Below are 24,741 nucleotides of genomic sequence, written 5' to 3'. Positions count from 1 at the left end.
GAAAGTGAAAACAGTTCGCACGCAACAACTCATGCGAAGTGGACTGTTTCAGTTTCCCTGGGAAACGGCCCAACGTCGTCGTCCATCGAGACCGAAAAAACTACTGCAAATGAAGTACACCGGCCGGGGCAGGCAGCCCAACACGCGATCAGGCGACCAACCCAGCCTGATAGGCAAATACAATCAACTGGGCACGATCCCGGGCGCCCACCTTGATCATCGCGCGGCCCGCATGAGTCTTCACGGTGAACGGAGACAGGAACATGTCGGACGCAATCTCGGTATTGCTCTTGCCTGCAGCTGCGGCGATTACCACCTCGCGCTCACGAGGAGTCAGCGCAGAGAACCGAGCAGCCAGCGCCGCGTCCACTGTGCGCACGGGTTGTTCGGAGACTCGGCTGATTACCGACGCTGCAGCCGAACCCGACAGTGCGCCACCACCACTGGCTACTGCTTCGATACCAGTGGCTAGTTCGGTGGGACTGACAGCTTTGCTCAGGAACCCGTTGGCCCCGGCTTGCAGTGCTGCCAGCACTGTCGCATCGTGATCGAAGGTTGTCAGAACGATAATTTTGACCGTCTCTGCCGGCGCGAACTCGCGGATGCGTCGAATCGTTTCCACGCCATCGATGCCCGGCATACGAATATCCATCAATATGACGTCGATCTGGTCGGTCCTCGCCACTTCGACTGCCTGGTACCCGTCGGCGACATCCGTCACGACCTCGATACGGTCGTTTCCGGCGAGGATGGCACGCAGCCCTTGGCGAATCATTTCCTGGTCGTCGACAATCATTACCCGTATCACCGGATCGACCTCCCTTGGGTGGGTATGGTCGCTTTCACTGTGAACATCGTTTCGTCGCCTCCGATATCGAGCACACCACCGGCAGATGTCGCACGCTCACGCATCCCCACCAAACCGTAGCCTTCTCCCAGTCGATCTCTCGATCCGACACTGCCGCGTCGATTGGCTACCTCGACGACGATGAAACCGCCTGCGGATCTGAGCGTCAGGTCGACCTCACTGTCTCCGTGCCGATGCGCGTTGGTCAAGGCTTCCTGCACGATCCGATAGGTTGCCGCGTCGACAGTTGGATCCAACTTATCTGCAACTGTGTCGATTTCGGCACTGACGTTCAACCCGATCCGGCGATAGGAATCGATCAGTCCGGAAATCTGATCGACGCCCGGAACGGGTTGGGTCTGATCCTCGATGGGGCTCGAATCACCGCGCAATATATTCAGAATACTTTGAGTCTCGTTGAGTACCGCTGAAACGCCGACGCGGGCCGCGTCGAGCGCCTGCCGAGATCGTTCCGAATCCGGAGGCAGATTCACCTCCGCCACACCAAGATTCATACTCACTACGGCAACTTCATGTCCGACCATGTCGTGGAGATCGCGCGCGATCCGCAAACGTTCTTCTGCGACACGCCGATTCGTTTCACTCTCACGCGTGGCAATCGCATCCAGTGCCCGTTCCTCGAGTGCCTTCCAGTAGCGCTCTCGGTTGCGGAGAGCGTTTCCTGCGGCGGCTGCTGCTATCGCGGAAGCGAATCCCGCAACAGCGGCCGAGTCGAGAAGTCCGGCGGAATCGGCGTACACGGAAGCTGCGTAGGCCACGAAGCCTGCGGCCAGGCCGGTGCCCAGCCCGGAGGTCCCACGCAGAGTCAGCGAAAAGACAGTGAAGACCGCAACAGTCCAAGGCACCAAAGGATCCCAGAAGATTGCATCGATCACGGACCCTGCCAATACAACAGTCAGACCAGCCCACGTATAGCGCCGCGATATGGCGACGCCGAGAGCAGTGACTGCGATGGCAACGTACCCGCCGAGTGGTGCAGATTCGGCCACCATCCGAAATGCCTCGGTGCATACGGCGAGTATCGAGACCACCAGAGCTATCCGGTCCAGCGCCTCGACCTGCCGGAACCAGGGGCGCCGGATGAGGTTTTCGAATTCGAGCAAGGACATAGTCGCCATTCTCCTCCCCGCCCGGAGGGAGGCGTCGCGGAACGCAGCATCGTCGCTCGTCTGTGCTGGGGATTCGCAACGATCCGCCGCCGTGTGTCAGCGGTTGGTACGTCCTAGGTCCACGGGCAGTTGGATACCGGTGACGTGGCGGGCTTCGTTGGATGCGATCCAGGCAACAGCTGCCGCGATGTCTTCGGACTGGCTCACCTGGTCAGGGAGACTTCCCATGAACAGCAATCCGAGGTCCTGGCGCGTCTCCATCTTTTGATGCAGTTCGGGGACGGTGAGACCTGTGGCGACACCGTGGGGATGGACGGTGTTGACGCGAATTCGATACTTTGCCAGTTCGTTCGCCATCGTCTTCGCGAGACCTGTCACCCCGTGCTTGGCAGCTGCGTAGTCTGCAAGAAACGGTAGGCCCTTCAGTCCGGCGACCGAGCTGGTGAAGACGATCGCGCCGCCGGTCGCCTGTTCGATCAAGATCGGTACCGTCGCTTTGGCGGTGTAGAAGGCGCCGTGCAAGTTGTTGTCGATGGTGGCGTGCCAGTGATCCAGATCGATTTCCCAGGACAGGGATGCGGTGGTCATGCCTGCGTTGGCAACGACTACGTCGAGCCTGCCCAGTTCGCCGACTCCGTGTTCGACTGCGGCTGTGAGGGCATCGAAGTCGGTGATGTCGGTAATGCTCGTGACGATGCGCCGGCCGTGTTGTTCGACCAGCCGCACTGTTTCCGCGAGGTCTTCTGGTGTGGCACCGGCATATTCGGTAGTAGGTAGGTCTGCACAGATATCGAGGGCGATGATGTCTGCGCCTTCAGCGGCGAAGCGGACTGCTTCGGCGCGGCCTTGGCCGCGGGCAGCTCCGGTGATGAAGACGACTTTGCCTTCGTAGCGCCGGGCATTGGGTGCGTCGGGGATCGGCGCTTCGGGTATCTCGGCGGTCATGGGGCACTCCTCGGGTGGGGTTGTCTGCACGCTGTACCGATGATGCCGCGGTTTTCCGAGGCGCGAATCGTCCAGATGGATCAACTTCGACTACTGCATTTGGAGTAGACGTGAACCCGTTGCGACGCTCCCAGCGAGGTCGGCGATCGAGTTGCCGTACCTCCCTCTTTCGCAACGCTCGTGAGAATGGTGTGCTGGATGAGTCACCTCCCGGTTTTTTGGACCGGAGCGGATCATCCAAGTGTTCAAGGAAGGCGCCATGACCACGATCCATCTTCACCAGACGACCACCGCGACGCCCGAGCAGGTCCTTGCCGGGCTGACCGACTTCGGCCCGGGGCGCGAGGAAATCTTCGGCCGCAGCGCAGACAACTACCTCAAAGTGCACCACGAAGGCCCCCACGATGCCGATGTCACGGAGGGCTCGGGCGGTATCTGGGAACGACTGCACTACGACTGGACTGACCCGCATCGCGTCGTGATGACGACCACCGACTCGAACTTGTGGGGTGGCGCGTCCGGCCACACCTACACTCTGACGCAGCAACCCACGGGTATCACAGATGTAGATGCAGTTGTGGTCCGCGACGGGAAGAACCTCAAGGGAAAGCTCCTGGCATCAGTACTCGGACTCTTCGGCTCTCAAGTGTTGGGTAAGTCGTTCAAGAAGTCCGTCGAGGCTATCGAAGCTCGGGGCGGCGGCGCGAACGGAGACGGTAAGTAGAGGCGCTAGAAGTGTGATCCTGAGGGCCGTATGAAGATTCGCAAGTTCGACGATTACTGCGAAGGTAGTGTTCGCGGCGTAAAACTTAAATCTGTTTCGGGCCACTACACAGATCGGCGATCATTGACGGCATGGAGAACTCGAGCGCCGGCCGACGCGAAATCGTCCGAGAGTCGTATTCGGCCAGATCCCAGGAGTACACCGATCTCTTCGGCTCGATGGAGTCGACGCACCCATCCGATCGGGTCCTGGTGACCAGCTGGGCCGCCAGCCTGACAGGTCCCGTGCTCGACGCTGGGTGCGGGCCTGGGCAGTGGACAGACTTCTTGGCCCAGTGCGGACTGGCTGTGAGCGGGATTGATCTGGTTCCTCAGTTCGTTGAACGAGCCCGCGCGCAGTACCCAGATCTTTCCTTCGATATCGGGGGCTTCGAGGCATTGGACGCCGAGGCAGATTCTCTGGGGGGAGTGCTGTCCTGGTACTCACTCGTCCACCACAATCCGCAAGATATCGAGGCACCGCTCGCCGAGTTCGCGCGTGTGATTCGGCCGGGTGGTGGGTTGCTGGTTGGTTTCTTCGAAGGCGCAGCCGTAGAGCCTTTCGATCACGCGGCGACGACTGGCTATCGATGGCCGGTGGCCGAACTCAGCCGGGTTCTGGCTACAGCGGGCTTCGAAGTGGTCGAGGCCCATACCCGAACGGGAAGCGGTTACCGACCCCACGGCGCAATTTCTGCCAGGCGGCGGAGCGGCGAGAACACGTAGACGCGCGAAGTGTGAAGCGAGGGTCCATGATGCCGCGAACGGCATCAGAAGACTGCCCGATCCAGTGGACGCGGAAGAGGATCGAGCGCCCCCGCGCCGCGGAGGCGCTCGTATGCTCTGACGACTGCGTCGACCTCACCGGCTGCCCCGATCCGTAACAGCACGCCACCACCCGGTAGTGCGCCTCCTGCTTTCAGGTTGTCGGGGACTGCTTCAGCGCGTCCGGCGCAGAGGTAGCCGACTCGGCCGATCACGGGATCGCCGACGCGATAGTCGGACTCGTCTTCGAGGGCGTCGAGGATGTTGTCGTCGGTGACGTCGCCGAAGTCCGGTTCCCACACCGCGGCGAGCATCCGAAGTAGTTCCGCCTCAGGAACTTCGGAGGTGTCCGGTGTACTGACCGCAAGAACCATCGACTGAAGAATTATCTCCGGTTCGCCACCGGCTAATCCAGATAACTCGAGTCCCCACTCGGGACCGCTACCGGATACGAGCCTCAATCCGATTCCCAGACGATCCGACCAGTCTTCGGCGGCCTGCGCGTTCTCGAGGACCTGTGCCAACTGGTCGACGGTTACGGCGGTGGTAGGTCCGGACGAGTGGATCTGTTGCCACGACCCGTCGACCGACTCGGGCAACAGGAACTCGACTTGCTCCAACGTCTGACGCCACCGGGAGGCCACGGCTTGCACCGATTCCGGACGTCGTCCCCAGAAAACGCGAATAGCCCGTCGTGTCATCGATGCCTCCGGTAAGGATCGTCCATGGGCAGCCATATTCCGTCTTCGTGGATTCCGAGATCAGCGACGTCCCGGGTGAGAGCGTCGACGGCCGCGAGAACTGCAGGACGCGTTTCGTTCTCGCGATAAAGGAGCGACCACGTCCAGACTGCCGTGGGGGCAACCATCGGACGCGCAGTGAGATCGCTTGGCAGCGTGACGGTCTGGCCCTTGGGTGAGTTGACCACGGGGCGGCCAATGGCACGGACGTGATCGAAGAATGCCGGGCCGGTGATACCACCGTCGTTGATGCGCAGGATCTGTGCGCCGGTATCGCGAGCGAATTCTTCGGCGTAGACGTTCCACGAATACCAGGAGGTGGTGTCGTCGTCGATGAGTACGACCACGTCGCGTGCCCGCACCGGTGTGGTTTCCGCACCGGCGGAGACGGCGTACAGCCGATCCGCACCGAGCAGTCTTGCGCTCAGAGCATGTTGGGCGACATCGGTTTTCCGCACCCAGGCGATCGCCAGGTCGAGGCTGCCGTTCGCCACCCGCGCGGCCTGCGCGTGCGATGGGACCACCCAGGCGTCGACGTGCAGTTGTGCGACCCCTGAAGTGCGCGCGATCAGCTCTGTGGGGAGCCAATTGACGTAGCCGATCCGGACGGGCTCTGCTCCGGACAGACGCTCCGCGCGGCGTCGCAGATTCTCGGCTCTCTCGAGTAGCGCACGGACATCAGGGAGCAGGGCCGCGCCGGCTGGCGTCAGAGCGACGGAACGACGGTCGCGGACGAACAGCTTGACGCCGAGGTCGCGTTCGAGTGCCATGATCTGCTGCGACAATGACGGCCCGGCTATCAGTAGTCGTGCCGCGGCTCGGCCGAAGTGCAGTTCCTCGGCGACGACCTCGAAATATCTCAGCTGACGCAGCTCCACGATCCTTGATGCTACGTGCGGTGGGAGGTTGTGCCTATCAGTCAGGAGCAAAGCGGTCGTGGCGGTCCGGCGCGGCCGGGGCACACGATAAGACCATGACCACAGTCCACAACGGTGTCTCCCCGCGAGCGCACGCCGTCCAAGCTGCCGCTGCGCTGGCCGCGAGCATGGGAATCGGTCGATTCGTCTACACACCGATTCTGCCGTTGATGCACACGCAGGCCGGTCTGTCCGCCTCGCTCGGCGCCACCTTGGCCACGGCCAACTACGTCGGGTACCTGATCGGCGCGCTCGCGGGAATCCTCATTCCCGGCGTGGTGCGCTCGGCAGCGGTGATGCGTACGTCGTTGGTGGTCCTCATCGCGACTTTGGCGCTCATGCCCACTACCCACGACGGATCCATCTGGTTCGCCCTGCGGCTCGTCGCAGGCATTGCCAGTGCGCTCGTATTCATGATCGCCGTCAGCGCTTTGCACGCGCACCTTCGGGGGCAGTCCCAATTCCTGGCCGGATGGGGATTCGGCGGAGTTGGGTTGGGTATCGCCCTGTCCGGGGTCCTCGTGTTCGTCGTCCGTTTCATCGGTACCTGGAGTACAGCCTGGCTGGCATCTGCGGCCCTTGCAGTGGTGTGTGCAGTCGCAGCCTGGGGATTGACGCCGGAACCGCGTCCGACCATCACACCGGACGCGCCGGGAACTCCCAGTTCCCAACGCGGGTTCACTGCCTTGTTCATCAGTTATTTCCTGGAAGGCATCGGCTACATCATCGCGGGCACGTTCCTTGTTGCCGCAATCGATCTCGCCGCTCCAGAATGGGTGGGCAGCGGTGCTTGGATAGTGGTCGGTCTGGCCGCATTTCCCTCGTGCGCCCTGTGGGCTTGGCTCAGCCTGCGTTGGTCGAGGCCGACTCTGCTTCTCGTTGCCCTGTTGATTCAGGCGGTGGGCATAGCGCTTCCTGCTGTGATCGGAGGCGTCGGCCCCGCACTGATTTCAGCTTTCCTGTTCGGTGTCACCTTCCTCGGTATCGGGTCAATTGTGTTGGCAATCGGCGCGCACCTGCAGTTCCCACGCGCAGTGGCGTTGCTGACTGCTGGATACAGCGTCGGTCAGATTCTCGGCCCACTCGTTGTCACTCCGTTGCTGCGAGACGGGTATCGCGACGCTCTGCTGTTGGGTGCGGCCGTCGTCCTGGGCGCGGCAGTGGCCGCCGCGGTTTTGCGGTTCCGATTCCCTTCCGATCTCGATGCGGACCCTCGGACGGCCACCTCGACTGAGGAGGTAGTTTTTGATGTCAGATGACGAAACCGCCGGAGCACTACCCGACGTAGGACTGGAGATGTTCGAATGAGCGCACTCACAACCGATCTCGACCTGAAGGTCCCTGTCATCGCAGCCCCCATGGCCGGCGGCGCTTCCACACCGGAACTTGTTGCTGCTGCCTCTCGCGCAGGCGGGCTCGGCTTCCTCGCCGCCGGGTACAAGACGCCTCAGGCTCTGTCCGACCAGATCGACGCCGTGCGCGCCGAGGGAGTGTCGTTCGGTGTCAACGTCTTTGCTCCCAACCCGTTGCCTGTCGACGTCGATGCCTACCGTGCCTATGCCAGGGCGATCCAGGTCGAGGCGGATCGCTATGGCGTCACACTTGCCGACGGTGATCCGGTCGAAGACGACGACTATTTCGCGGACAAGATCGATCTGCTCCTGGCCAGCCCGGTTCCGGTGGTCAGCTTCACCTTCGGCTTTCCCGCACCCGGCGTCATCAAGGCGCTGCGCATTGCCGGTTCACTTGTCGTCCTCACTGTGACTTCGGAGGCAGAGGCACTTCTTGCCGTCGACGCCGGTGCCGATCTGCTTGTCGTGCAATCGTCGGCTGCGGGCGGCCACTCCGGAACGCTCACTCCCCTGCAGGTTCCGGCCGAAACACCGATTACCGAACTGATCGCTCAGATCCGTCATCGCACGTCGGTTCCGCTATTGGCGGCAGGTGGACTGGCGACCTCCGTCGACGTCGCAGCAGCCTTGCGTGCCGGAGCGGACGCGGCAGTAGTCGGTACAGTGCTGCTGCGTACCGAGGAGAGCGGCGCTTCGGCTCCGCACAAGGCAGCTCTGGCCGAGACGTCGCGTGGAAGCACCGTCTTCACAAGAGCTTTCACGGGACGTCCTGCACGAGCACTTCGGAACGAGTTCATCGATCGCTACGACGCACAAGCGCCCATCGGGTATCCGGCCATCCATCACCTGACCAACCCGATGCGCAAAGCCGCTGTTGCGCAGGCAGATCCCGAGCGAATGCACCTGTGGGCCGGCACTGGCTATCGCCACGCGACGGAGGAGCCAGCCGGGGTAGTGCTTTCGCGATTGGCTAACCTGTGACGGCGCGGACCCCGGAAGCCGCATTGCCCGAGGTAGTGACATACGACGGGCTGCCCAGTGGTGCACACTCGCTTCGAGTCAAGCGTTCTGATGATGCATTTCAGCGGCTGCAGACATTCCTGGAAGCCTGCACCGAACCAGTGTCGTTGCCGTCGTGGACGTTCGAGATCTACAAGGGTGGGCCATCCGAGCCGACCGCGCAGTTGTCATCGTTCGCTACCGAGCTCTTCGGTGGGCCCCGCTACAAAGCGCAAACCCATACCGAGTGGAACGTTCCACCCGGATCCGTCAACGAAGCGCTCGATGCCCTCGTTGGTTGCGATGCAGTCACAACCCACGGACGTTCTTTGGCGGCGCTGACCTACAGCACCCGCGTGCGCTTGATCGACCCGGACACCCGCGCTCCATACGCCGATATCACTCCGGACGCGTTCGGCCGCTTTGCCGTCGACGGATACGGCCGGCGCCTGGGGGAGTCGGGCATACGCGCAACCCTTGGCAACGCCGCATCCTCACTGTCTCTGTGGCTCAACCTGCCTGCAGACGAACGGTTGTCGTCCGGTGCTCGTCACCTACAAGACCATCTCCCGTTCCGGCTGTCCGCGAAACACTGGCGACTGTGGCGACCCACCCGTAGCGGAGACTCGTACCGTTCCAACAAGATTCCTTCGCCCATCCACCTGCACAATTCGTGACTCTCGCACTTCAAGTCGGTGAAGGCCGAACCGCCGGATACCTCGGGTCCGTGCAGTAGGAGACCCTGCCGGCCAGAGCTTGTCGTCGTTCACCGCCGGATTTTCGAATGTCGATGGCCGCCCATCCCGGAGTGGGATGAGCGGCCGCGATTCGTATTGCGTTGGTATCCAACAGGCTAGGACGCCGAGGTCAGGACCCGAAGTTCTCGAGTGATCCGAGAAGTCCGGTCGCAGGTGGCGGAGTCTGGGTGACCTCGATCGTCACATCGGCGAGGACGGCCGGTGTACCGAAGCCGTTGGACGCGGTCATCGAGAAAGTGAACGATCCTGCCGTGGTGGGGGTTCCGGACAGGACGCCGGCCGCGCTGAGTTCGAGTCCGTCGGGCAATGTGCCGTCGGTGACGGTCACCGTGGGGGCGGGTTGTCCGGTCACGGTGAAGGTGTGGGTGTATGGCGTGTTGACGGCGCCCGTGGGAGGTGTCCCGTCGAGGGTGGGTGCCTTGTCGATCGCGATTACGGAGACCAATTGCCGGCTGCTGTCGACGACGTAGGCATGCGCGCCGTCGGGGGTGATCGCAATCCCACGAAGATACGCGCCGACCGGGATCTCTTCGATGACTGCCTTGGTGGCGAGGTCGATCACCGACACCTTGCCGGGGCTGGTGTCGTGGGTGACGTAGGCGCGGCTGCCGTCGGGGGTGATTGCCACGCTGCGAAGCCGCACGCCGACTGTGAACTCTTCGACGACGGTGTTGCTGGCGGTGTCGATCACCGATATATAGCCTGAATTGGTTTCGTGACTGACGTAGGCGCGGCTGCCGTCGGGGGTGATTGCCACCCCGCTGGGCCACCCGTCGATACGTATGGGACCGCCGATGACCGTGCTGGTGGCGGTATCGACCACCCAGACCCCGGCAGGTTCGACGGCGGTTATGTAGGCGCGGGTTCCGTCGGGGGTGAACGCCACCCCGTTGGAATAGGTGGGGATAGCGACTTCGCCGACCTTTGCATTGGTGGCGGTATCGATCACCGATACGTTGCCGGGAATGGTGTCGTGAGTGACGTAGGCGCGGGTTCCGTCGGGGGTGAACGCCATGCCTACCGACCGCGAGCCGACCTCGATGGGGTTGCCGATGACTGCATTGGTGGCGGTGTCGATCACCAACAAAGCGCCGGGATAGGTTTCGTGCGCTACGTAGGCGCGGCTGCCGTCGGGGGAGATCGCCACCCCGCGAGCCTGTGCGGCGACCGGGATGGTGGTGTCGAGGACAGTGTCCGCGGCGGCGATACCGCCGGCATTGCCGAGCGTCATGGCTAGCGCCAGAACCGCAGCGCCGAATGCCGCGGTGGTCCGAGATCGACTCTGAGATAATGCTTTTCGATTGAGAATATCCATAAAGAAGCAAACCCTTCCAGTCGTCAGCGCTCCGTACCGGGATGCGCAGCGGCCACAGGAAGGTAACCACCACATCGGAAGATATAGAACATTTCGCTTGTATGTAAGAGTTTCAAGTGGCCATTAGAGGACACATGCACCTGGTGGCCATGATCGCCCCATGGACTCCGCGACCCCTATCGTCGAGATGAGTGCTGAGATGAGTGCCAATCTCCAGGGTGGCATGACCGAAGCGGACCGAAAACGGTACGCCCGATTGCAAAGTCGCGACTAGCACCGGGTTTGGGCCACGCAGCAGTCATCCTTTGACCTCGTCGGAGACAGGCGTGTAATAGATCCATGAGTCAACGCAAGTCCACATTTTGAAGTTCGGCGGGTGCGACCCTCGAATCTCTCTTGTCGTGAGCACCAACGAAATTGAGGAGACAGACAATGATGCAAGATGAGGTGCCGCTGTCGGTCTACCGAATTACGAGCGACGATCTGGTAGACGAGTACCAATCCCTGTACAACAGGTTTGATCGCCTCACCCCGAACCAAAAAGCACGGTTCTATTTTGTGAACGAAGAAATGAAGGCCCGCGGGCTTGGACACGGCATGCCGACCCCCACCACGCACGATCGCAACGATGCCTGGGACGGGGAAATCTGAGATCGCTTTGGTTCCTCGGTACCCTGCAGCCGAATTCGATGACCAATACACGGTGTCGAAGACAGTCGCCGACTTTTCTTCTGTTGAACAATGGGCAGGTAGGGCGCAGTTTTTACAGATGAAGAGCGAAGTGGAAGAACGTTTGATCGCTCATGCGGTGACGCGGTTGTCCGCGAAGTATCCGTCGGTGTCAGCCGACGTTGTCGCACAAGTGGTGGCATCGGTGCACGCTCATTTCGACGGCCACCGATGCCTGGGACACCCCTCACGATCCGACGGTCGAATCTGCGCGGCTGTGCCAGCTCGAGGCCGATTTCGCGTATGGCATGAATGAAGGCCGCAGTTATGCCCGTTTCCAGTACACAGTGACCGATTGCGGGCGTATCTGGTTCTTCGTTGAGCCGGCCCCGAAGTGCGCGAAGTCGAAGCACGCGGGGGTGGGGGTTGTTGGGGCGGTGTGTGACTGGGCATCCGAAGGAACCGAGTAGAGCTGTTCGAGGAGAAGCGGAGCCGCTTCTAATTGCTGTCCGACCGGCGCGAAGAGAAAAGCACTCGTACATTCTTTCGCCCACAGGTCCGAATTTCATCATTGCTTTGCCTTGGCCCCGTGGAGGAGTGTGAGAGAGGGGGATTGACCCGTCGGTGCCGTCGAGGCGCCGACCGAGAAGAAGGGTGTCGATCGTGTATGCACGCTCTACAACCATTGATGCGCAGCCGTCGTTCATCGACGTCGGGATCAAGCACATGCGCGATACCGTGATGCCCGCGCTCGCCGGCATCGACGGCTGCGCCGGACTGTCCCTGCTGGTCGACCACAGCTCCGGTCGGTGCATCGCCACCAGCTCCTGGACGGACGAGGATTCCCTTCGTGCGAGCGAAGGACCGGTCCTGCAGCTCCGCGCCGGCATGGCTGAGGTCTTCCATGGCGCCACTACCGTCGCGCGGTGGGACATTGCCGTCCTGCATCGTGACCACCGCTCACACCGTGGCGCTTGCGTGCGGGTCACATGGCTCGAGGTCGAGCCGGGCCACCTCGAGCGCGCAGTCGACGTGTACAAGATGGCCTCCCTGCCCATGATGCAAGACCTCGAGGGGTTCTGCAGTGCCAGCTTGCTGGTCGATCCTGCCGCCGGTCGCGCCGTGTCGTCGGTGACCTTCGACAGCGCTGCGGCGATGAATGGCAACAGGGAGGAGTCCGAGACCATCAGAACTTCGGGACTCCGTGAGTCCGGTGCGCGGCTTCTCGAGGTAGGTGAGTTCGAGCTGGCGATCGCTCATCTGCACGTGCCCGAGATGGCCTGACAACGATCGTCGATGAGGCGTTAGTGGGCCTCGTCGCCCTGGTGTGTGCCTTCGTGCCCTTGGTAGGGGACTTCGTCGCTGTTCCTGCCGGTCTGATCGCCGCGACGCCGTACTCGGCGACGAAACGCTACAAAGCCGACCTCGCGCAAAGTTTGCCGATCGCCGCGATAACGCGATCGGTGCTGCGAACCGCCCATACCGCGCGTCCGTCTCGTAATGACGGCATCAAGAATCGGTCCTTCTCAATAGGCCACTGCACAAATCCGCCGGCCAGCTCATCCTGGACTTCTCCGGCGATCAGGGCCGTCAGCTCCTGCACAGACTGTTCGATGCGTGGCCCGCCGAACCCGAGGCCCCTCAGCGGACTGGTTCCTGCACTTTTGTGCTTCGGCCGCGGGCCAGGCTTGAGTGCGAGGTGGCAGTAGCCGGTGTCGAGCAACGAGACCGTCCACTGACAGTTCTCCATGTACGTATCGGGGGCGTACCGGCACTGCAAATCTCTTCCTACGGCTTGGCACGCAGTGACGACGTTGGTGGGGGCGCCGTCTGGTGCATCCGGCCCCGTGATCGGAAAGGTCCAGACCCCCACGTAGTCGATGTCGGGCACATACATGCCTTCACTGTGGCACGTTGTCAGAACGCGTCTTCCTCGAGCTCCATGATCTCGTTGTCGAGGGACCCCAGGATTTCCTTCGTCGAGGACAGGATGGGCAGGATGTTCTTCGCGAAGTACGACGCGATGACAACCTTGCCCCGATAGAACGACCGGTCCTTTGCAGGCGCGTCCCGGTCCAAGGCTGCCAACGCAACTTCGGCCTGCACCAGCAGGCGCCATCCGATGAGCAGGTCACCTACCGCGTACAGAAAGCGCACCGAGCCGAGGCCTATCTTGTACAACTCGGACGGCTGGTCTTGAGAAGCCATCAGATAGCCAGTGAGCGTCCCGGCCATCTCTTGTACGTCGGTCAGCGCAGTCTCGAGCAGTGCCCGCTCTGCCTTGAGGCGACCGTTTCCGGCGTCGCGGTCGATGAACTTTCGTATCTCGCCGGTCACATGCGCGAGCGCAACGCCACGGTCGCGGGCGATCTTACGAAAGAAGAAGTCCTGCGCCTGGATTGCCGTGGTGCCCTCGTAGAGGGTGTCGATCTTGGCGTCGCGGATGTACTGCTCGATCGGGTAGTCCTGCAGATACCCGGAGCCGCCCAGGGTTTGCAGGCTTTCGGTGAGCAGTTCGTAGGCTTTTTCGGAGCCGACACCCTTGACGATCGGTAGCAGTAGATCGTTGACCCGCGCCGCCAATTCGGCGTCTGCACCCGAAACCAATTCGGCAACATCTGCATTCTGATGCGCCGCGGTGTACAGATAAACCGCTCTGAGCCCCTCGGCGTAGGCCTTCTGCATTGCCAGGCTGCGTCGCACGTCGGGGTGATGGGTGATGGTCACGCGAGGTGCGGTTTTGTTTGTCAGTTCAGTGAGGTCCGCCCCTTGAACGCGCTCCTTGGCGTAGGCGAGGGCGTTGAGATATCCGGTAGACAGTGTCCCGGCGGCCTTGGTGCCCACCATCATTCGAGCATTCTCGATCACCTGGAACATTTGGGCGATGCCGTTGTGTACGCCGCCGACGAGCCAGCCGACGGCGGGTATGTCGGTGGCCCCGAACGTGAGCTCGCAGGTCGGGGACGACTTGAGGCCCATCTTGTGCTCGACACCGGTGACGTACACGCCATTGCGCTCTCCCAGTTCGAGTGTCTCCGAGTCGAAGTGGAGCTTCGGGACGTAGAACAGGCTCAGCCCCTTCGTTCCAGGGCCGGCTCCCTCGGGACGGGCGAGTACCAGGTGGAAGAGGTTTTCGGCAGTGTCGCCGACGTCGCCGCCGGAGATGAACCGTTTGACGCCCTCGATGTGCCACGTGCCGTCGTCCTGCGCGATTGCTTTCGTACGGCCTGCACCCACGTCGGATCCTGCGTCGGGTTCGGTGAGCACCATGGTGGCGGCCCAACCGCGCTCGAAACCTTCTTTTGCCCAATGCTTTTGCTGATCGGTGCCGACGCCGTAGAGCACGCTCGCCATCAGCGGACCCATGTTGAAAAAGCTCGCCGATCCGTTTGCCGCGACCAACATCTCGCCGATCGCCCAAACCAACGGTGCGGGAGCGGGTACACCACCAATGCCTTCTGGTAGACCGAGCCGCGACCAGCCGGCCTCGTTCACAGCCTCGACGGTCTTGCGTAGAGGTTCCGGGACCACGACGGCGTGGTTGTGTGCGTCGAACTCGACGGGGTGCCGATCCGCGTCGGCGAAAGAGGCGGCGACGGGACCCTCGGCGAGCCGCGCGACCTCGGTGAGGATGTTGCGCACAGTGTCGGTATCGAGGTCGCCGTAGGCGTCGCCGTCCAGTAGCTCACCGATCCCGAGTATTTCGAACAGATTGAACTCGATGTCGCGCACATTGCTCTTGTAGTGACTCATGATTCTCCGACCTCGGCTCGTCATCAGTACACAAGAAAGCCTGCCCCACAAAGAATTCAGTACGCAACCGTAGGTAGAACATGTGACGAAGCGACGGCGGCCGGAAGTGCCGTTGCTGCAAAATAGCGCGTCGTGGTCAGTTTGAATTCGGCGCAATCGCAAGATTTTGCTTGATGTACCGAGTGGTGTCGTCTGCGAGGATCTCGAGCAAATCTTTTTCGATACCGTCCAAGGCCTGCGCGGCGACATCGGCTGGGTCGATCTTCTGCTCGGCGGGTACATCCGCCGCCATGTCAGTGTCCATGTATGCGACGTGCAGTGCCGAGACGGTGATTCCGCGCGGTGCCAGTTCCTCTCGAGCAGCGTCCGTCATTGCCCACGCCGCCGCCTTGGCTGCGGCATAGGATCCGAGCGCGGCGGGGTGAAGCCAGGACAGTACGGAAAGTACGTTGAGTACTGTTCCCCCGCTGTTACTTTCGATGACGGGAGCGAAGGCTCGGGTCACGGCGAGCGGGCCGTAGAAGTTCACGTCTATCTCGCGGCGCACGTCATCGATGTTGCCGCTAATCAGCGGCGCGGAGGTGGAGATTCCTGCGTTGTTCACGAGCAGAGTTGCATCCGACGCGGTGCGGGCCGCAGCCTTGATCGACTCCTCGTCGGTCACGTCCAGCTGCAAGGGAATGACACCGGGTAGATCGACTGTTTCCGGATTTCGGGCGGCTGCGTATACCTTTGCTCCCCGCTCGACGAGTCCCGCGGCCAGATGCCGGCCGAGTCCACGATTGGCGCCGGTGACGACGGCGACTGCATTGTTCAGATCCATGATGACTCCCAGGGGCGAGGTGCTGATGGAATTTAGATTACGAATGTAATCTAAATTCGCGCTAAGATAGATGTCAAATGAAATCCAAACGAGAGTGTGGTTGATGGGCCGCGTATCGCAACAGCAAGCGGAAGAGAACCGTCGACGTGTCGTGAAAACCGCCGCCCGCCTGTTCCGAGAGCAGGGCACCCAGCTCAGCGTCGCCGACTTGATGAAAGCGGCCGGGTTGACCCACGGTGGCTTCTACAAGCAGTTTGCCTCGAAGGAAGCGCTCATCGACGAGGCCACCGCCTATGCATTTGCTGAACTGTCGAAGACCTACAAGTCCGAATTCGGCCAGCATGGGGACCAGCGCGTTGTTGCTCAGCAGTCCCTGATCGACACCTATCTCTCCGTCGAGCATCGCGACAACCCGGCAGACGGATGCCCCGCCGCGGCACTTGCCGTCGACATGGCGCGCGAACCCGAAGATGCCGAGGCTCGTCGGGTTTACACCCAGGGTGTCGGTGCTTTTGCCGAAGGACTCGCCGATGGCGATCAGGATGGCATTGCCCGATTGTGCACCATGGTCGGCGCGATTCTCCTCTCGCGAGCCACCAAGGGATCGACCGTCTCGGAGGAGATTCTCACCGCAGCACGCGCTGCGCTGAAACCAACCGACGGGTGATTCGCGGCAAGACGATGGCGTGTCACCCGCGTGCCCGAAAACTTTTTCTCGAGAACTCCCATCCGGGTGCGAAACGGCTACGAATGCCACGCAGACGGTGTGTACCGTCTCCGTGCTCAACTGTGTCGAGACGGTGTTGACAGGAAGGGCAGAGTGTCATGCATGCACTGGTAGAAGCCGATTTTCCGTCAACTCACAGTCCGTTCGTTGAGCTCTCGTGAAGTTCTGGCCGACAATCACAGGAATGTGACCGACATGTCTATTTCTTCTTCTGGTACTCACGGAGGCGAGAATCCGCGCCCAAGCAATCCGGGTGTCGGCTTTCTCCAAATGTTCCTGGATGCGAGCCGTCAGCCCAGGTCGCCACACGAAATGGCGGAAGAATCACCGCAGGAACCGCGCGCTTCCGACGACGAAAGACTGTGATGGATGCGCCCACGCCTTCGCCTGCTGCCGAGACGGCCAGGCGAACATCCACCGGAAACGGATTCGCCGGAAACGCAGGTCGATGGATCGCTCTCGTATGGGGGCTCGTCGCGTGCGCATTGATCGCCCAGATCATCTATCCCTTGGTGAGCGGGGACTCACGTGACGGTGTCACTGTTGCGGTAGTCGCCCTATTAGCTGCTGCATCGATTGTTCATGCGGTGATTGCGCGTGGGCCGGCGTGGACCTCGGTACTGTTCGCGGCCACCGCGGGGTTGGGTCTTGTCGCCGAAATGATCGGCACGGCAACAGGTTTTCCCTTCGGCAGTTACTTCTACGCCACTGATCGGTTGGGGCCTGACATTCTGGGTGTCCCGGCGGTGGTTCCACTTGCGTGGACTGCCGGGTTCTATCCCATTTGGTGCGCTGTGGGTTATGTACTCGAGCGAACCCGCGCGTCACCGAAGTGGCAGTCTCGACAGCGAATCGTGATTACGGCTGCCGGGATGGTCGGGTGGGATCTCTATCTGGACACTCAGATGGTGACGGACGGCCAGTGGACGTGGACGTCCGGAAATCCGGGTCTTCCCGGCATACCGTCGATTCCGTTCACGAACTATCTGGGCTGGTTTGCCACCGCCCTGATAATGGCAGTTGTGATCGAGTATGTCGGAAAGCGCTTCGATACCCGCAGGAAGTACGGGCCGCGGGTTTCGGATGCCGCGCCCGTGGTGTTGTTCATGTGGACGTGGCTCGGCTCGGCACTTGCCCACGCTGCGCTGCTCGACGGGGACGAATTGAAGTCTTCGGCGATCTACGGCTTCTGTGCGATGGGTGTTGTGGGGATACCCCTGGCCTGGATGTGGACCTGGAAGCCCCGAGAGGACTCGGTGACGGCATGACCGCCGCGAGTCCACGAATCCTGCATCGCCTGACAGCGGCGGGTGCGGCGCTGGCCGGATTGTCTGCGGTGATGTCCATCGGGAATGCGCTGTTCATGCCACGCTTGCGGCGAACGGACATCAGTAAGCCACACGATCGCGTCGTTGTGTGCATTCCCGCCCGCGACGAGGAATCCACCGTGCCCCTGCTGATCGCGGATCTGCGGGCGCAAACATATGCGGGCGAACTTCGGGTAATAGTCCTCGATGACGGCTCCGGCGACGGCACACTGGCTGCCGCCCGCCGCGCCGCCGACGGCGATCCGCGCATCACGGTTATATCCACGTGTGATCCGCCAAGCCCTGGTTGGACGGGAAAGGCCGCAGCGTGTCGGACCCTTGCCGATATCGGTCTCGAAGACCAACCGGACGTAATCGCTTTTGTCGATGCCGACGTCAGGCTGTCGCCCGGTGCGGTCGCGGCGTCGGTTGCTGCGCTCCGCGGCCGAGAGGCAGCATTGTTGTGCCCGTGGCCCGAACAGAAGTCGGGCAGCGTCGCCGAGCATCTTGTCCAGCCCTTGCTGGCCTTTTCGTGGATGTCGACCCTCTTGGTACCTTTGGCGAACAGGTCGCTGAGACAATCACTTTCGGTGGCGTGTGGTCAATTCCTGATGTTCGATGCCGGCGCCTACCGTGAAATCGGTGGACACGAGTCGGTGGCCTCCAGTGCCACCGAAGATCTGGACATAGCTAGAGCTCTTCGCAGCCACGGCAAACGTACGGTTCTGGTCTCGGGTGCGGGTTTTGTCAGTTGTCGGATGTATCGCGACTGGCCTCAACTTCGGGAGGGCTACACCCGGTGGTTGTGGTCCTCGTTCGGTGGACGAGTGGGCACCGCCGTTGCTCTTGCAGGCGTGAGCATCGTATATCTCCTTCCGCCGGCTGCCGCTGTTCTGGGAACGGGAAGCACACGACGCTTGGGGACTGCCGGCTACCTTGCCGCAGTCACGGCTCGGCTGTGCTCTGCGCAGTCGGAATCTGCCGGCAGAGCCAACCTCGCAGATCTGGCGCGGGCCTGCGCCCACCCCATTTCGGCAGCACTTTTTGCGACTCTTGTGCTCGATTCGCGTCGACGCTTCGCCCGAAACGAACTGTCATGGAAGAGTCGGCCGTTGAACGCCCCGACCACCGACGTGGCCACCCTCGCTAGCACGATGAAGAAATGAGAATCCTGATGTCGGCCTCGAACCCAGCGCTTGTGACAGGTGATCGATCATGAGATCCGTGAGCGGGCAAGTCGATTCGGTTGTTGTTGTCGGCGCCGGCCTCGCCGGCCTCTCCGCTGCGCTCCATCTCATCGGAGCGGGCAAGCGTGTCACAGTCCTCGAGCGTGAGGCCGCGATCGGTGGGCGTGTCGGTACCTATCCGGTGGTCGATGACGCGGGTCGTTTCCTGTACGACATCGACAACGGTGCCAGTGTTCTCACCATGCCGAATTTGATCGCCGACGCATTGGCCGCAGTGGGTGAGTCTTTCGATTCCGTCACTCCTGCACTCACTTTGACGAAGCTTTCACCTAGCTATCACACGCGTTACGCAGACGGCAGTTCCATCGACGTGTACTCGGATCCGCTTGCGATGTCGGCAGAGGTCGAAAGGACATGCGGTCCAGGCGAGTCCGACGGATACCGCAAGCTTCGACGGTGGCTGGCGTCGATCTTCGACACCGAGTTCAGTCGGTACATCGACTCGAATTTCGATTCACCACTCGATCTGGTGTCGACGCCATCGGCAGTGCGCGACACCGCCACTCTGGCTCGGCTGGGTGGTTTCGGTCGACTCGGGCCGCGGGTCGGATCCTTTGTGAAAGACGAACGACTGCGACGAATCTTTACATTCCAGGCACTCTACGCGGGAATGGCCCCCGCCAAGGCGTTGGGCGTGTACGGCGCCATCGCGCACATGGACACCTCACTCGGGGTCTACTTTCCGGTGGGCGGCATGGCCAAAATCGCGGAGGTGATGGCCGACGCGTTCACACGACACGGGGGAGTGCTTCACACCGACGCCGACGTGTCCGAGGTAAACATCGAGAACAAGCGCGTCACAAAGGTTTTGACGTCGGATGGTCGGAGTTATTCGTGTGATGCCCTCGTGTTGACTCCGGACTTACCTGTAGTCGATCGGTTGCTCGACCAGGCAGGTGCGCCGTCTACCGGTCGGCGACGCGGATATTCCGTCGTATCGCCGTCAGCCGTCGTCTTTCACGGCACGGTTCCGGTGGATGTGACGCAGTCGTGGCCGTCAAGGTCTCATCACACCATCGACTTCGGCGAACAGTGGTCTGAGACCTTTGCTCGGATCACCGCGCGTCGTGGCCGCGGGCAGTTGATGGATGATCCCTCTCTCTTGATCACCCGACCGGCTGTGACGGACCCATCGCTGAATCTCGTTCGTGACGGCGTCAGAAGTGAACCCATCTCGATCTTGGCTCCTTGCCCGAATCTTTCCAGCGCGCCCCTCGATTGGGATCGTCTGGGGGTTCCGTACATGCGTGAAATTCAAGGAGTGTTGGAACAACGCGGATATCGCAACCTGACCTCGTCGATGTCCGTCGACCACCTCGACACCCCGCAAACTTGGCTGGACAAGGGAATGCTCGACGGCAGTCCCTTCTCGTCGGCACATGTATTCCGTCAGACCGGGCCATTCCGCCGCAAGAATCTGGTTCCTGGTCTCGGCAACGTCGTCCTCGCCGGTTCAGGGACCACTCCGGGTGTCGGCGTGCCGACGGTTCTCGTTTCGGGAAGGCTTGCCGCAGAGCGGATAACAGGATCGAACAACGCGCAATCGTCGGCTGCTCTCGGTGTCGAAGTCGGTGTCGGTCATGCGTGAACTCGACAAGATCGACCCGAGCCTCCACGACGCGTATCGACTGTGCCGCGACCTGAACGAGCAGCATGGCAAAACATACTTCCTCGCGACCCGGTTACTGCCGGCTGACAAACGCGCCGGCGTGCACGCGCTCTACGGGTTTGCGCGGATGGTCGACGACATCGTCGACGTGGATTCCGGTGACAGCGAATCAGGTTATGTGCCAGCGCTTTCCTCTGTCACAGTCGATTCGACGGGTACTTCACCCACCGAAGCCGATCGTAGGGCAAGCGCAAAGCTTGACCTGTTCGAGGCTCGCATCCGAGATGCGCTCGACGGACAGCCGCTGGGGGAGAGTAGATCCGACCTGGTACTCAGAGCGCTCGTGGATACCACTGCGAGATACAGCATTTCGCACGACTACTACTACGCCTTCCTGCGCTCGATGCGAATGGACATACCAGGAACCGAGATGTTCCGCTCGCGGTATCGAACGATGGACGAACTGTCCGAGTACATGTACGGATCCGCCGCTGTCATCGGCCTGCAAATGCTTCCGATCCTGGGCACGGCGACAGATCGCGACAGCGCCGCCGGACCAGCGGTCGCACTGGGTGAAGCTTTTCAGCTGACCAACTTCATCCGGGATATGGGAGAGGATCTCGATCGTGATCGGATCTATCTGCCGACTGAGGAGCTGAATGCTTTCGGTGTCGACGAAGGCCTGTTACGAAACTGTCGTGTCACCGGCCGCAGCGACGTCCGACTCGAGCGTGCTCTCGCGCATCTGATCGCACACACCCGTGCGGTGTACCGCACTGCCGAACCGGGGATCGACATGCTCGACCCGGTGGTACGCCCCGCGATGCGCACGGCGTTTGTCCTGTACGGCGACATCTTGCGTGCGGTGGAAGACAGCGGATACCGCGTACTGCACAAGCGGGCACACGTTTCCCAGCGGCGCCGAATGTCGATCGCGGCACCGCGACTGGCTGAAACCGGATGGATCAGCCTCCGCACGCTGCTGACGCCGGCGCCCTGATCGAACGAAGAGAACGGGATTTCACATGGAATACGTCGTGTTGCTCGACGACGCAGGTCGATCCATCGGGATCGAACCGAAAGCGAGCGTCCACACCACTACAACGCCACTGCACCTTGCTTTCTCGGCGTATGTCTTCGATCGGAGCGGCAACCTCCTGATTACGAGGCGTGCACTGGACAAGGCAACGTGGCCAGGTGTCTGGACCAACAGTTGCTGCGGACATCCCGCTCCGGGCGAATCGCTCGAAGAAGCCGTCCGACGTCGGCTGAACCAAGAACTTGGGATAGGTGTCGATGATGTCAGCCTTGCGCTCCCTTCCTTCCGATACCGCGCAGTGATGGACACCGGCATCGTCGAAAACGAGATCTGCCCCGTCTTTCGGGTGATCTACGACGGCCCACAACCGGTTCCCGATCCGACGGAAGTGGAAAGCGTGGAATGGGTTGACTGGCACAAGTTTTCGGACGCTGTTCTCGGTGGCGGTCGCGACGTCTCGCCGTGGTGTCGTGAACAGGTGCAACAGCTTCGACAGCTTGATCCGGATCCGGAGCAGTGGCCCACAGCGCCCGCATCGGCATTGCCGCCCGCCGCACGGGGAAATCAGGACCGGCGCCTACTGTACTAGTCAAATATCGAAGAATACTGTCTCTGCTCCACCGTCCGGGGTGTCTTGTAGTCGTATGTCGAAGGTGTAGACGGTCTTTCCGTCTTCGCTGCGTCGTTTAGCTATCAGAGTGCTTCGGCGGTTGTGGAGCTCGATCCCCGAGAGGATCGGGTCTGCTGCGTTGAGTTCGGTTTCGTCGTCGAAGTACAGGCGGGTATGCAGTCCGATGTTGATGCCTCTGGCGAAGATGACGAAGCAGATGTGTGGGGCTTGGACACGGTCGCCATTGTGCTCGACCGGTCCGGGTTTGATCGTCTGGAACTCGAAGACTCCGGATTCGAAATCTGCGCCGGTGCGGCCCCATCCGGCAAAGCTCGGATCGATACTTTTGTCTTGTTGGTCGAGGTGATGCGAGTACTTGCCGGCCGCGTTAGCTTGCCAGATTTCGAGCAAGGCGTCGCGGACTGGGGATCCACTGCCGTCGATGACGCGTCCCTCGATCGTGATCCGTTCTCCGACTGTGTCATCGGAGACAAGATTGTTGTCGAAGTTCTTCTCGAAAATCTCGAATCCCGCCTGCTGTGGCGCAAGTCCGATGTGTACGTAGGGGCCGCCCGTCTGCGACGGGGTTTCGGGAAATCGTGTCGCAAGAGATTGTGCGGCAAACTGATGGGCGACGTTCATCGTGATGCTCCTGGAATCGTGTTCTCGAAGAAGGTGGCTCGTCGTCCGCGGAGGGTGACATCGAAGCGGTAGGTTCGAGCGTCGAAAGGCACGTCGTTTGACGGATCTTCATGCGCAATGAGGCTGCGTACCTGATCGATTGACGGAATGGTTGCGGCAATCGGGCAGCGCTCGATCAAGGGGTCGCCCTCGAAATAGAGTTGCGTGATCAGCCGCTGCGCCCAACCGTCTGCGCTGAGTGACATATGAATATGTGCAGGACGCCAGGCGTTGGCGCTGTTGGCCCACGGGTACGGTCCAGGCTTGATAGTGCGGAAGACGTAGTAGCCGTTGTGATCGGTGAGCATCCGTCCGCAACCGCCGAAGTTCGGATCGATCGGCGCGAGATACTGGTCGTTCTTGTGTCGATAGCGTCCGCCCGCGTTAGCCTGCCACACTTCTACGAGTGCGCCGGAGACCGGGTTTCCGAATTCGTCACGTACATAGCCGTGCACGATCAGCCTTTCGCCGATCGGCAAGCCGGCTTTGGCGAAGTTGAGGATCAGGTCGTTGTCTTTCGCCCCCAGGTCTTTTCCGTTGAACACGGGCCCGGTAATTTCGGACAGCGTGTTGCGGGGAGATAGCAAAGCCTGACGAGGCGAGCGCAGGATGCTCGTCTTGTAACCCGGCGTCAGTGCGGGAGGGTGCAGTCTGACGTCGCGCTCTACAAATTCGCCGATTGTCACGGTGGTCTCCTGTCGAAGGGATGTTCGCCCACCATATTTTCGCTACTCAGTCATGTAAATTGACGATTTCTCGCCCTTTTCATAACCTCTGCTGATGGAAATGTCTGGTGGTCTGGGCGCATGGCCGGCGTAGCGAGTAGCCGAATTCAGCTTCGGCACCTGACCTGCTTTGTCGCCGTCGCGCAGGAGCGCAATCTCGGTAGAGCGGCACAGCGACTCCACCTGACGCAACCGGCGGTCACCAAGACGCTCAACGAACTCGAGCAGATGGCCGGGATGCGTCTCGTGGAGAGGGGCCGTCATGGTGCCCGTCTCACTCCGGCCGGCGAGTACTTTCTCGGCCACGCGTCTGCGGCCGTCGACGCCATGACGTCGGCGGCACGGGCGTTGGTCGCCCCCGGCGCACCCAGTGTGCCGGTCCGCGTAGGTGCGCTTCCCACAGTCGCGAGTGTTTTACTACCGAAGGCGATTTCACAGCTGCACGAAACGTATCCGGAGTTGGGGGTACATGTTGTCACTGGAGTCAACGACGCACTTCTGGAAGGGATTCGCGCGGGCGACCTTGATTTGGTGGTGGGCAGAATGACGGATCCCGATGTCTTGCAGGGAATCGACTTCGAGCTGCTCTACACCGAATCGCTGGCACTTGTCGTTCGCCCCGACCATCCTTTGACGGCGTTTGTGGAACCGGTGCCGATGCCGCGGGTACTCGAATTTCCATTGGTGGTGGCGACAACAGGGACGGTTCCGCGCCGGCACACCGAAGTGTTTCTGCGCCGGCATGGACTCACGTTGCCGAGCGGTTGTGTTGAAACACTTGATGTATCGGTTGCGCGTACTCTCGCCCGCCGCAGTGACTCGGTGTGGTTCACACCCGAGCGCGTGCCGCAGACCGACCTCGACGACGGAACGCTTGTGCGCTTGCCGCAGTCGGCCCCTGGTACAGCCGAGCCTGTCGGACTGTTCCGGCGGACGAGTGAGGCTGCTGCGGGCGTCGAGACTTTGGCTGGGATTCTCAGGCGATTGGCTGCTGTGTGAAATCTTCCGAGCACAAATCCGA

At 61.4% G+C, this 24,741-nt stretch carries 26 protein-coding genes; 15 read left to right on the top strand and 11 right to left on the bottom strand.

The window, feature by feature from the left end:
• Positions 1–148 precede the first annotated feature (148 nt).
• The 3 genes from KYT97_RS18545 to KYT97_RS18535 all read right to left on the bottom strand — a co-directional run bounded on the left by KYT97_RS18545 (position 149) and on the right by KYT97_RS18535 (position 2,922).
• Entirely contained in the window at positions 149–796 is a 648-nt protein-coding gene (locus KYT97_RS18545; protein ID WP_202026459.1) for a response regulator transcription factor, read from the bottom strand.
• 8 nt (positions 797–804) lie between these two features.
• Positions 805–1,977, bottom strand: coding sequence for a sensor histidine kinase (locus KYT97_RS18540; RefSeq protein ID WP_219110413.1), 1,173 nt, complete (start codon positions 1,975–1,977; stop codon positions 805–807).
• A gap of 96 nt (positions 1,978–2,073) precedes the next feature.
• Positions 2,074–2,922, bottom strand: coding sequence for a mycofactocin-coupled SDR family oxidoreductase (locus KYT97_RS18535; protein WP_051730436.1), 849 nt, complete (start codon positions 2,920–2,922; stop codon positions 2,074–2,076).
• Between the two features lie 259 nt (positions 2,923–3,181).
• Here KYT97_RS18535 and KYT97_RS18530 point away from each other — a divergent pair, with 259 nt between their 5' ends.
• Positions 3,182–3,646, top strand: coding sequence for a hypothetical protein (locus tag KYT97_RS18530; protein ID WP_033233906.1), 465 nt, complete (start codon positions 3,182–3,184; stop codon positions 3,644–3,646).
• A 131-nt stretch (positions 3,647–3,777) separates the two neighbouring features.
• Positions 3,778–4,410 carry a class I SAM-dependent methyltransferase gene (locus tag KYT97_RS18525; protein ID WP_219110412.1) on the top strand — a complete coding sequence of 211 codons (633 nt, stop codon included), beginning with the start codon at positions 3,778–3,780 and terminating at the stop codon, positions 4,408–4,410.
• Between the two features lie 44 nt (positions 4,411–4,454).
• Here KYT97_RS18525 and KYT97_RS18520 read toward each other — a convergent pair whose 3' ends face one another.
• Both KYT97_RS18520 and KYT97_RS18515 read right to left on the bottom strand, forming a co-directional pair.
• Positions 4,455–5,150, bottom strand: coding sequence for a hypothetical protein (locus tag KYT97_RS18520; protein WP_219110411.1), 696 nt, complete (start codon positions 5,148–5,150; stop codon positions 4,455–4,457).
• Entirely contained in the window at positions 5,147–6,067 is a 921-nt protein-coding gene (locus KYT97_RS18515) for a LysR family transcriptional regulator (protein ID WP_219110410.1), read from the bottom strand. Before KYT97_RS18515 ends, KYT97_RS18520 begins: the two co-directional genes overlap by 4 nt.
• 95 nt (positions 6,068–6,162) lie before the next feature.
• Here KYT97_RS18515 and KYT97_RS18510 point away from each other — a divergent pair, with 95 nt between their 5' ends.
• Genes KYT97_RS18510 through KYT97_RS18500 form a run of 3 tightly spaced genes read left to right on the top strand, consistent with a single transcriptional unit; the run spans position 6,163 to position 9,134 of the window.
• Entirely contained in the window at positions 6,163–7,365 is a 1,203-nt protein-coding gene (locus tag KYT97_RS18510) for a YbfB/YjiJ family MFS transporter (RefSeq protein ID WP_219110409.1), read from the top strand.
• 45 nt (positions 7,366–7,410) lie between these two features.
• Positions 7,411–8,439, top strand: a complete 1,029-nt coding sequence (locus tag KYT97_RS18505) for an NAD(P)H-dependent flavin oxidoreductase (RefSeq protein WP_219110408.1) — start codon at positions 7,411–7,413, stop codon at positions 8,437–8,439.
• A complete protein-coding gene (locus KYT97_RS18500; protein WP_219110407.1) occupies positions 8,436–9,134 on the top strand; it encodes a hypothetical protein in 699 nt (232 codons plus the stop codon). The genes KYT97_RS18505 and KYT97_RS18500 overlap by 4 nt, the downstream gene beginning before the upstream one ends.
• Before the next feature lie 190 nt (positions 9,135–9,324).
• Here the strand turns inward: KYT97_RS18500 and KYT97_RS18495 are convergent, their stop codons facing one another.
• On the bottom strand, positions 9,325–10,530 hold the full coding sequence (locus KYT97_RS18495) for a beta-propeller fold lactonase family protein (RefSeq protein ID WP_179300782.1): 1,206 nt from the start codon (positions 10,528–10,530) through the stop codon (positions 9,325–9,327).
• Positions 10,531–10,962: 432 nt separating this feature from the next.
• Between KYT97_RS18495 and KYT97_RS18490 the strand changes: the two genes are divergently transcribed.
• The 3 genes from KYT97_RS18490 (at position 10,963) to KYT97_RS18485 (ending at position 12,483) form a co-directional block, all read left to right on the top strand.
• The gene (locus tag KYT97_RS18490; RefSeq protein WP_092804864.1) at positions 10,963–11,181 is read left to right on the top strand and encodes a hypothetical protein; all 219 of its coding nucleotides are present in this window, start codon (positions 10,963–10,965) and stop codon (positions 11,179–11,181) included.
• Complete coding sequence (locus KYT97_RS31285) at positions 11,159–11,515, top strand: three-helix bundle dimerization domain-containing protein (RefSeq protein ID WP_371851331.1); 357 nt, start codon at positions 11,159–11,161, stop codon at positions 11,513–11,515. Before KYT97_RS18490 ends, KYT97_RS31285 begins: the two co-directional genes overlap by 23 nt.
• Positions 11,516–11,853: 338 nt before the next feature.
• Positions 11,854–12,483 (top strand): hypothetical protein, encoded by a 630-nt coding sequence (locus tag KYT97_RS18485; RefSeq protein WP_033233782.1) that lies wholly within the window; start codon positions 11,854–11,856, stop codon positions 12,481–12,483.
• Positions 12,484–12,610: 127 nt separating this feature from the next.
• Here the strand turns inward: KYT97_RS18485 and KYT97_RS18480 are convergent, their stop codons facing one another.
• From KYT97_RS18480 to KYT97_RS18470, 3 genes are all read right to left on the bottom strand, one after another.
• Positions 12,611–13,096, bottom strand: a complete 486-nt coding sequence (locus tag KYT97_RS18480; protein WP_219110406.1) for a hypothetical protein — start codon at positions 13,094–13,096, stop codon at positions 12,611–12,613.
• A 20-nt stretch (positions 13,097–13,116) separates the two neighbouring features.
• Positions 13,117–14,952, bottom strand: a complete 1,836-nt coding sequence (locus KYT97_RS18475) for an acyl-CoA dehydrogenase (protein ID WP_219110405.1) — start codon at positions 14,950–14,952, stop codon at positions 13,117–13,119.
• A gap of 136 nt (positions 14,953–15,088) precedes the next feature.
• Entirely contained in the window at positions 15,089–15,775 is a 687-nt protein-coding gene (locus tag KYT97_RS18470; RefSeq protein WP_033233779.1) for an SDR family oxidoreductase, read from the bottom strand.
• Between the two features lie 103 nt (positions 15,776–15,878).
• Here KYT97_RS18470 and KYT97_RS18465 point away from each other — a divergent pair, with 103 nt between their 5' ends.
• The 6 genes from KYT97_RS18465 to idi all read left to right on the top strand — a co-directional run bounded on the left by KYT97_RS18465 (position 15,879) and on the right by idi (position 22,293).
• Positions 15,879–16,442 carry a TetR/AcrR family transcriptional regulator gene (locus tag KYT97_RS18465; RefSeq protein WP_116102436.1) on the top strand — a complete coding sequence of 188 codons (564 nt, stop codon included), beginning with the start codon at positions 15,879–15,881 and terminating at the stop codon, positions 16,440–16,442.
• A gap of 425 nt (positions 16,443–16,867) precedes the next feature.
• On the top strand, positions 16,868–17,770 hold the full coding sequence (locus KYT97_RS18460) for a carotenoid biosynthesis protein (RefSeq protein ID WP_116102438.1): 903 nt from the start codon (positions 16,868–16,870) through the stop codon (positions 17,768–17,770).
• Complete coding sequence (locus tag KYT97_RS18455) at positions 17,767–18,975, top strand: glycosyltransferase family 2 protein (RefSeq protein WP_245005866.1); 1,209 nt, start codon at positions 17,767–17,769, stop codon at positions 18,973–18,975. The genes KYT97_RS18460 and KYT97_RS18455 overlap by 4 nt, the downstream gene beginning before the upstream one ends.
• Positions 18,976–19,024: 49 nt before the next feature.
• A complete protein-coding gene (crtI, locus tag KYT97_RS18450; RefSeq protein WP_045065782.1) occupies positions 19,025–20,644 on the top strand; it encodes a phytoene desaturase family protein in 1,620 nt (539 codons plus the stop codon).
• Positions 20,637–21,665 (top strand): phytoene/squalene synthase family protein, encoded by a 1,029-nt coding sequence (locus KYT97_RS18445; RefSeq protein ID WP_116102751.1) that lies wholly within the window; start codon positions 20,637–20,639, stop codon positions 21,663–21,665. The genes crtI and KYT97_RS18445 overlap by 8 nt, the downstream gene beginning before the upstream one ends.
• A gap of 25 nt (positions 21,666–21,690) precedes the next feature.
• Positions 21,691–22,293, top strand: coding sequence for an isopentenyl-diphosphate Delta-isomerase (idi, locus tag KYT97_RS18440; protein WP_116102439.1), 603 nt, complete (start codon positions 21,691–21,693; stop codon positions 22,291–22,293).
• On the opposite strand, the gene pcaG is transcribed toward idi, so the two are convergent.
• Together pcaG and pcaH are read right to left on the bottom strand one after the other, a co-directional pair.
• The gene (pcaG, locus tag KYT97_RS18435; RefSeq protein ID WP_219110403.1) at positions 22,294–22,956 is read right to left on the bottom strand and encodes a protocatechuate 3,4-dioxygenase subunit alpha; all 663 of its coding nucleotides are present in this window, start codon (positions 22,954–22,956) and stop codon (positions 22,294–22,296) included. It abuts the gene before it with no gap.
• Complete coding sequence (pcaH, locus tag KYT97_RS18430) at positions 22,953–23,681, bottom strand: protocatechuate 3,4-dioxygenase subunit beta (RefSeq protein ID WP_033233775.1); 729 nt, start codon at positions 23,679–23,681, stop codon at positions 22,953–22,955. Before pcaH ends, pcaG begins: the two co-directional genes overlap by 4 nt.
• A gap of 120 nt (positions 23,682–23,801) precedes the next feature.
• On the opposite strand from pcaH, the gene KYT97_RS18425 reads away from it, so the two are divergent.
• On the top strand, positions 23,802–24,719 hold the full coding sequence (locus KYT97_RS18425; protein WP_116102442.1) for a LysR substrate-binding domain-containing protein: 918 nt from the start codon (positions 23,802–23,804) through the stop codon (positions 24,717–24,719).
• Positions 24,720–24,741: the final 22 nt, after the last annotated feature.

It is taken from the genome of Rhodococcus globerulus (assembly GCF_019334125.1).
GTDB classification, from domain to species: Bacteria; Actinomycetota; Actinomycetes; order Mycobacteriales; family Mycobacteriaceae; genus Rhodococcus_F; species Rhodococcus_F globerula.
The sequence above is the reverse complement of the archived record's forward strand: the minus strand, read 5'-3'. Positions and strand labels throughout refer to the sequence as shown.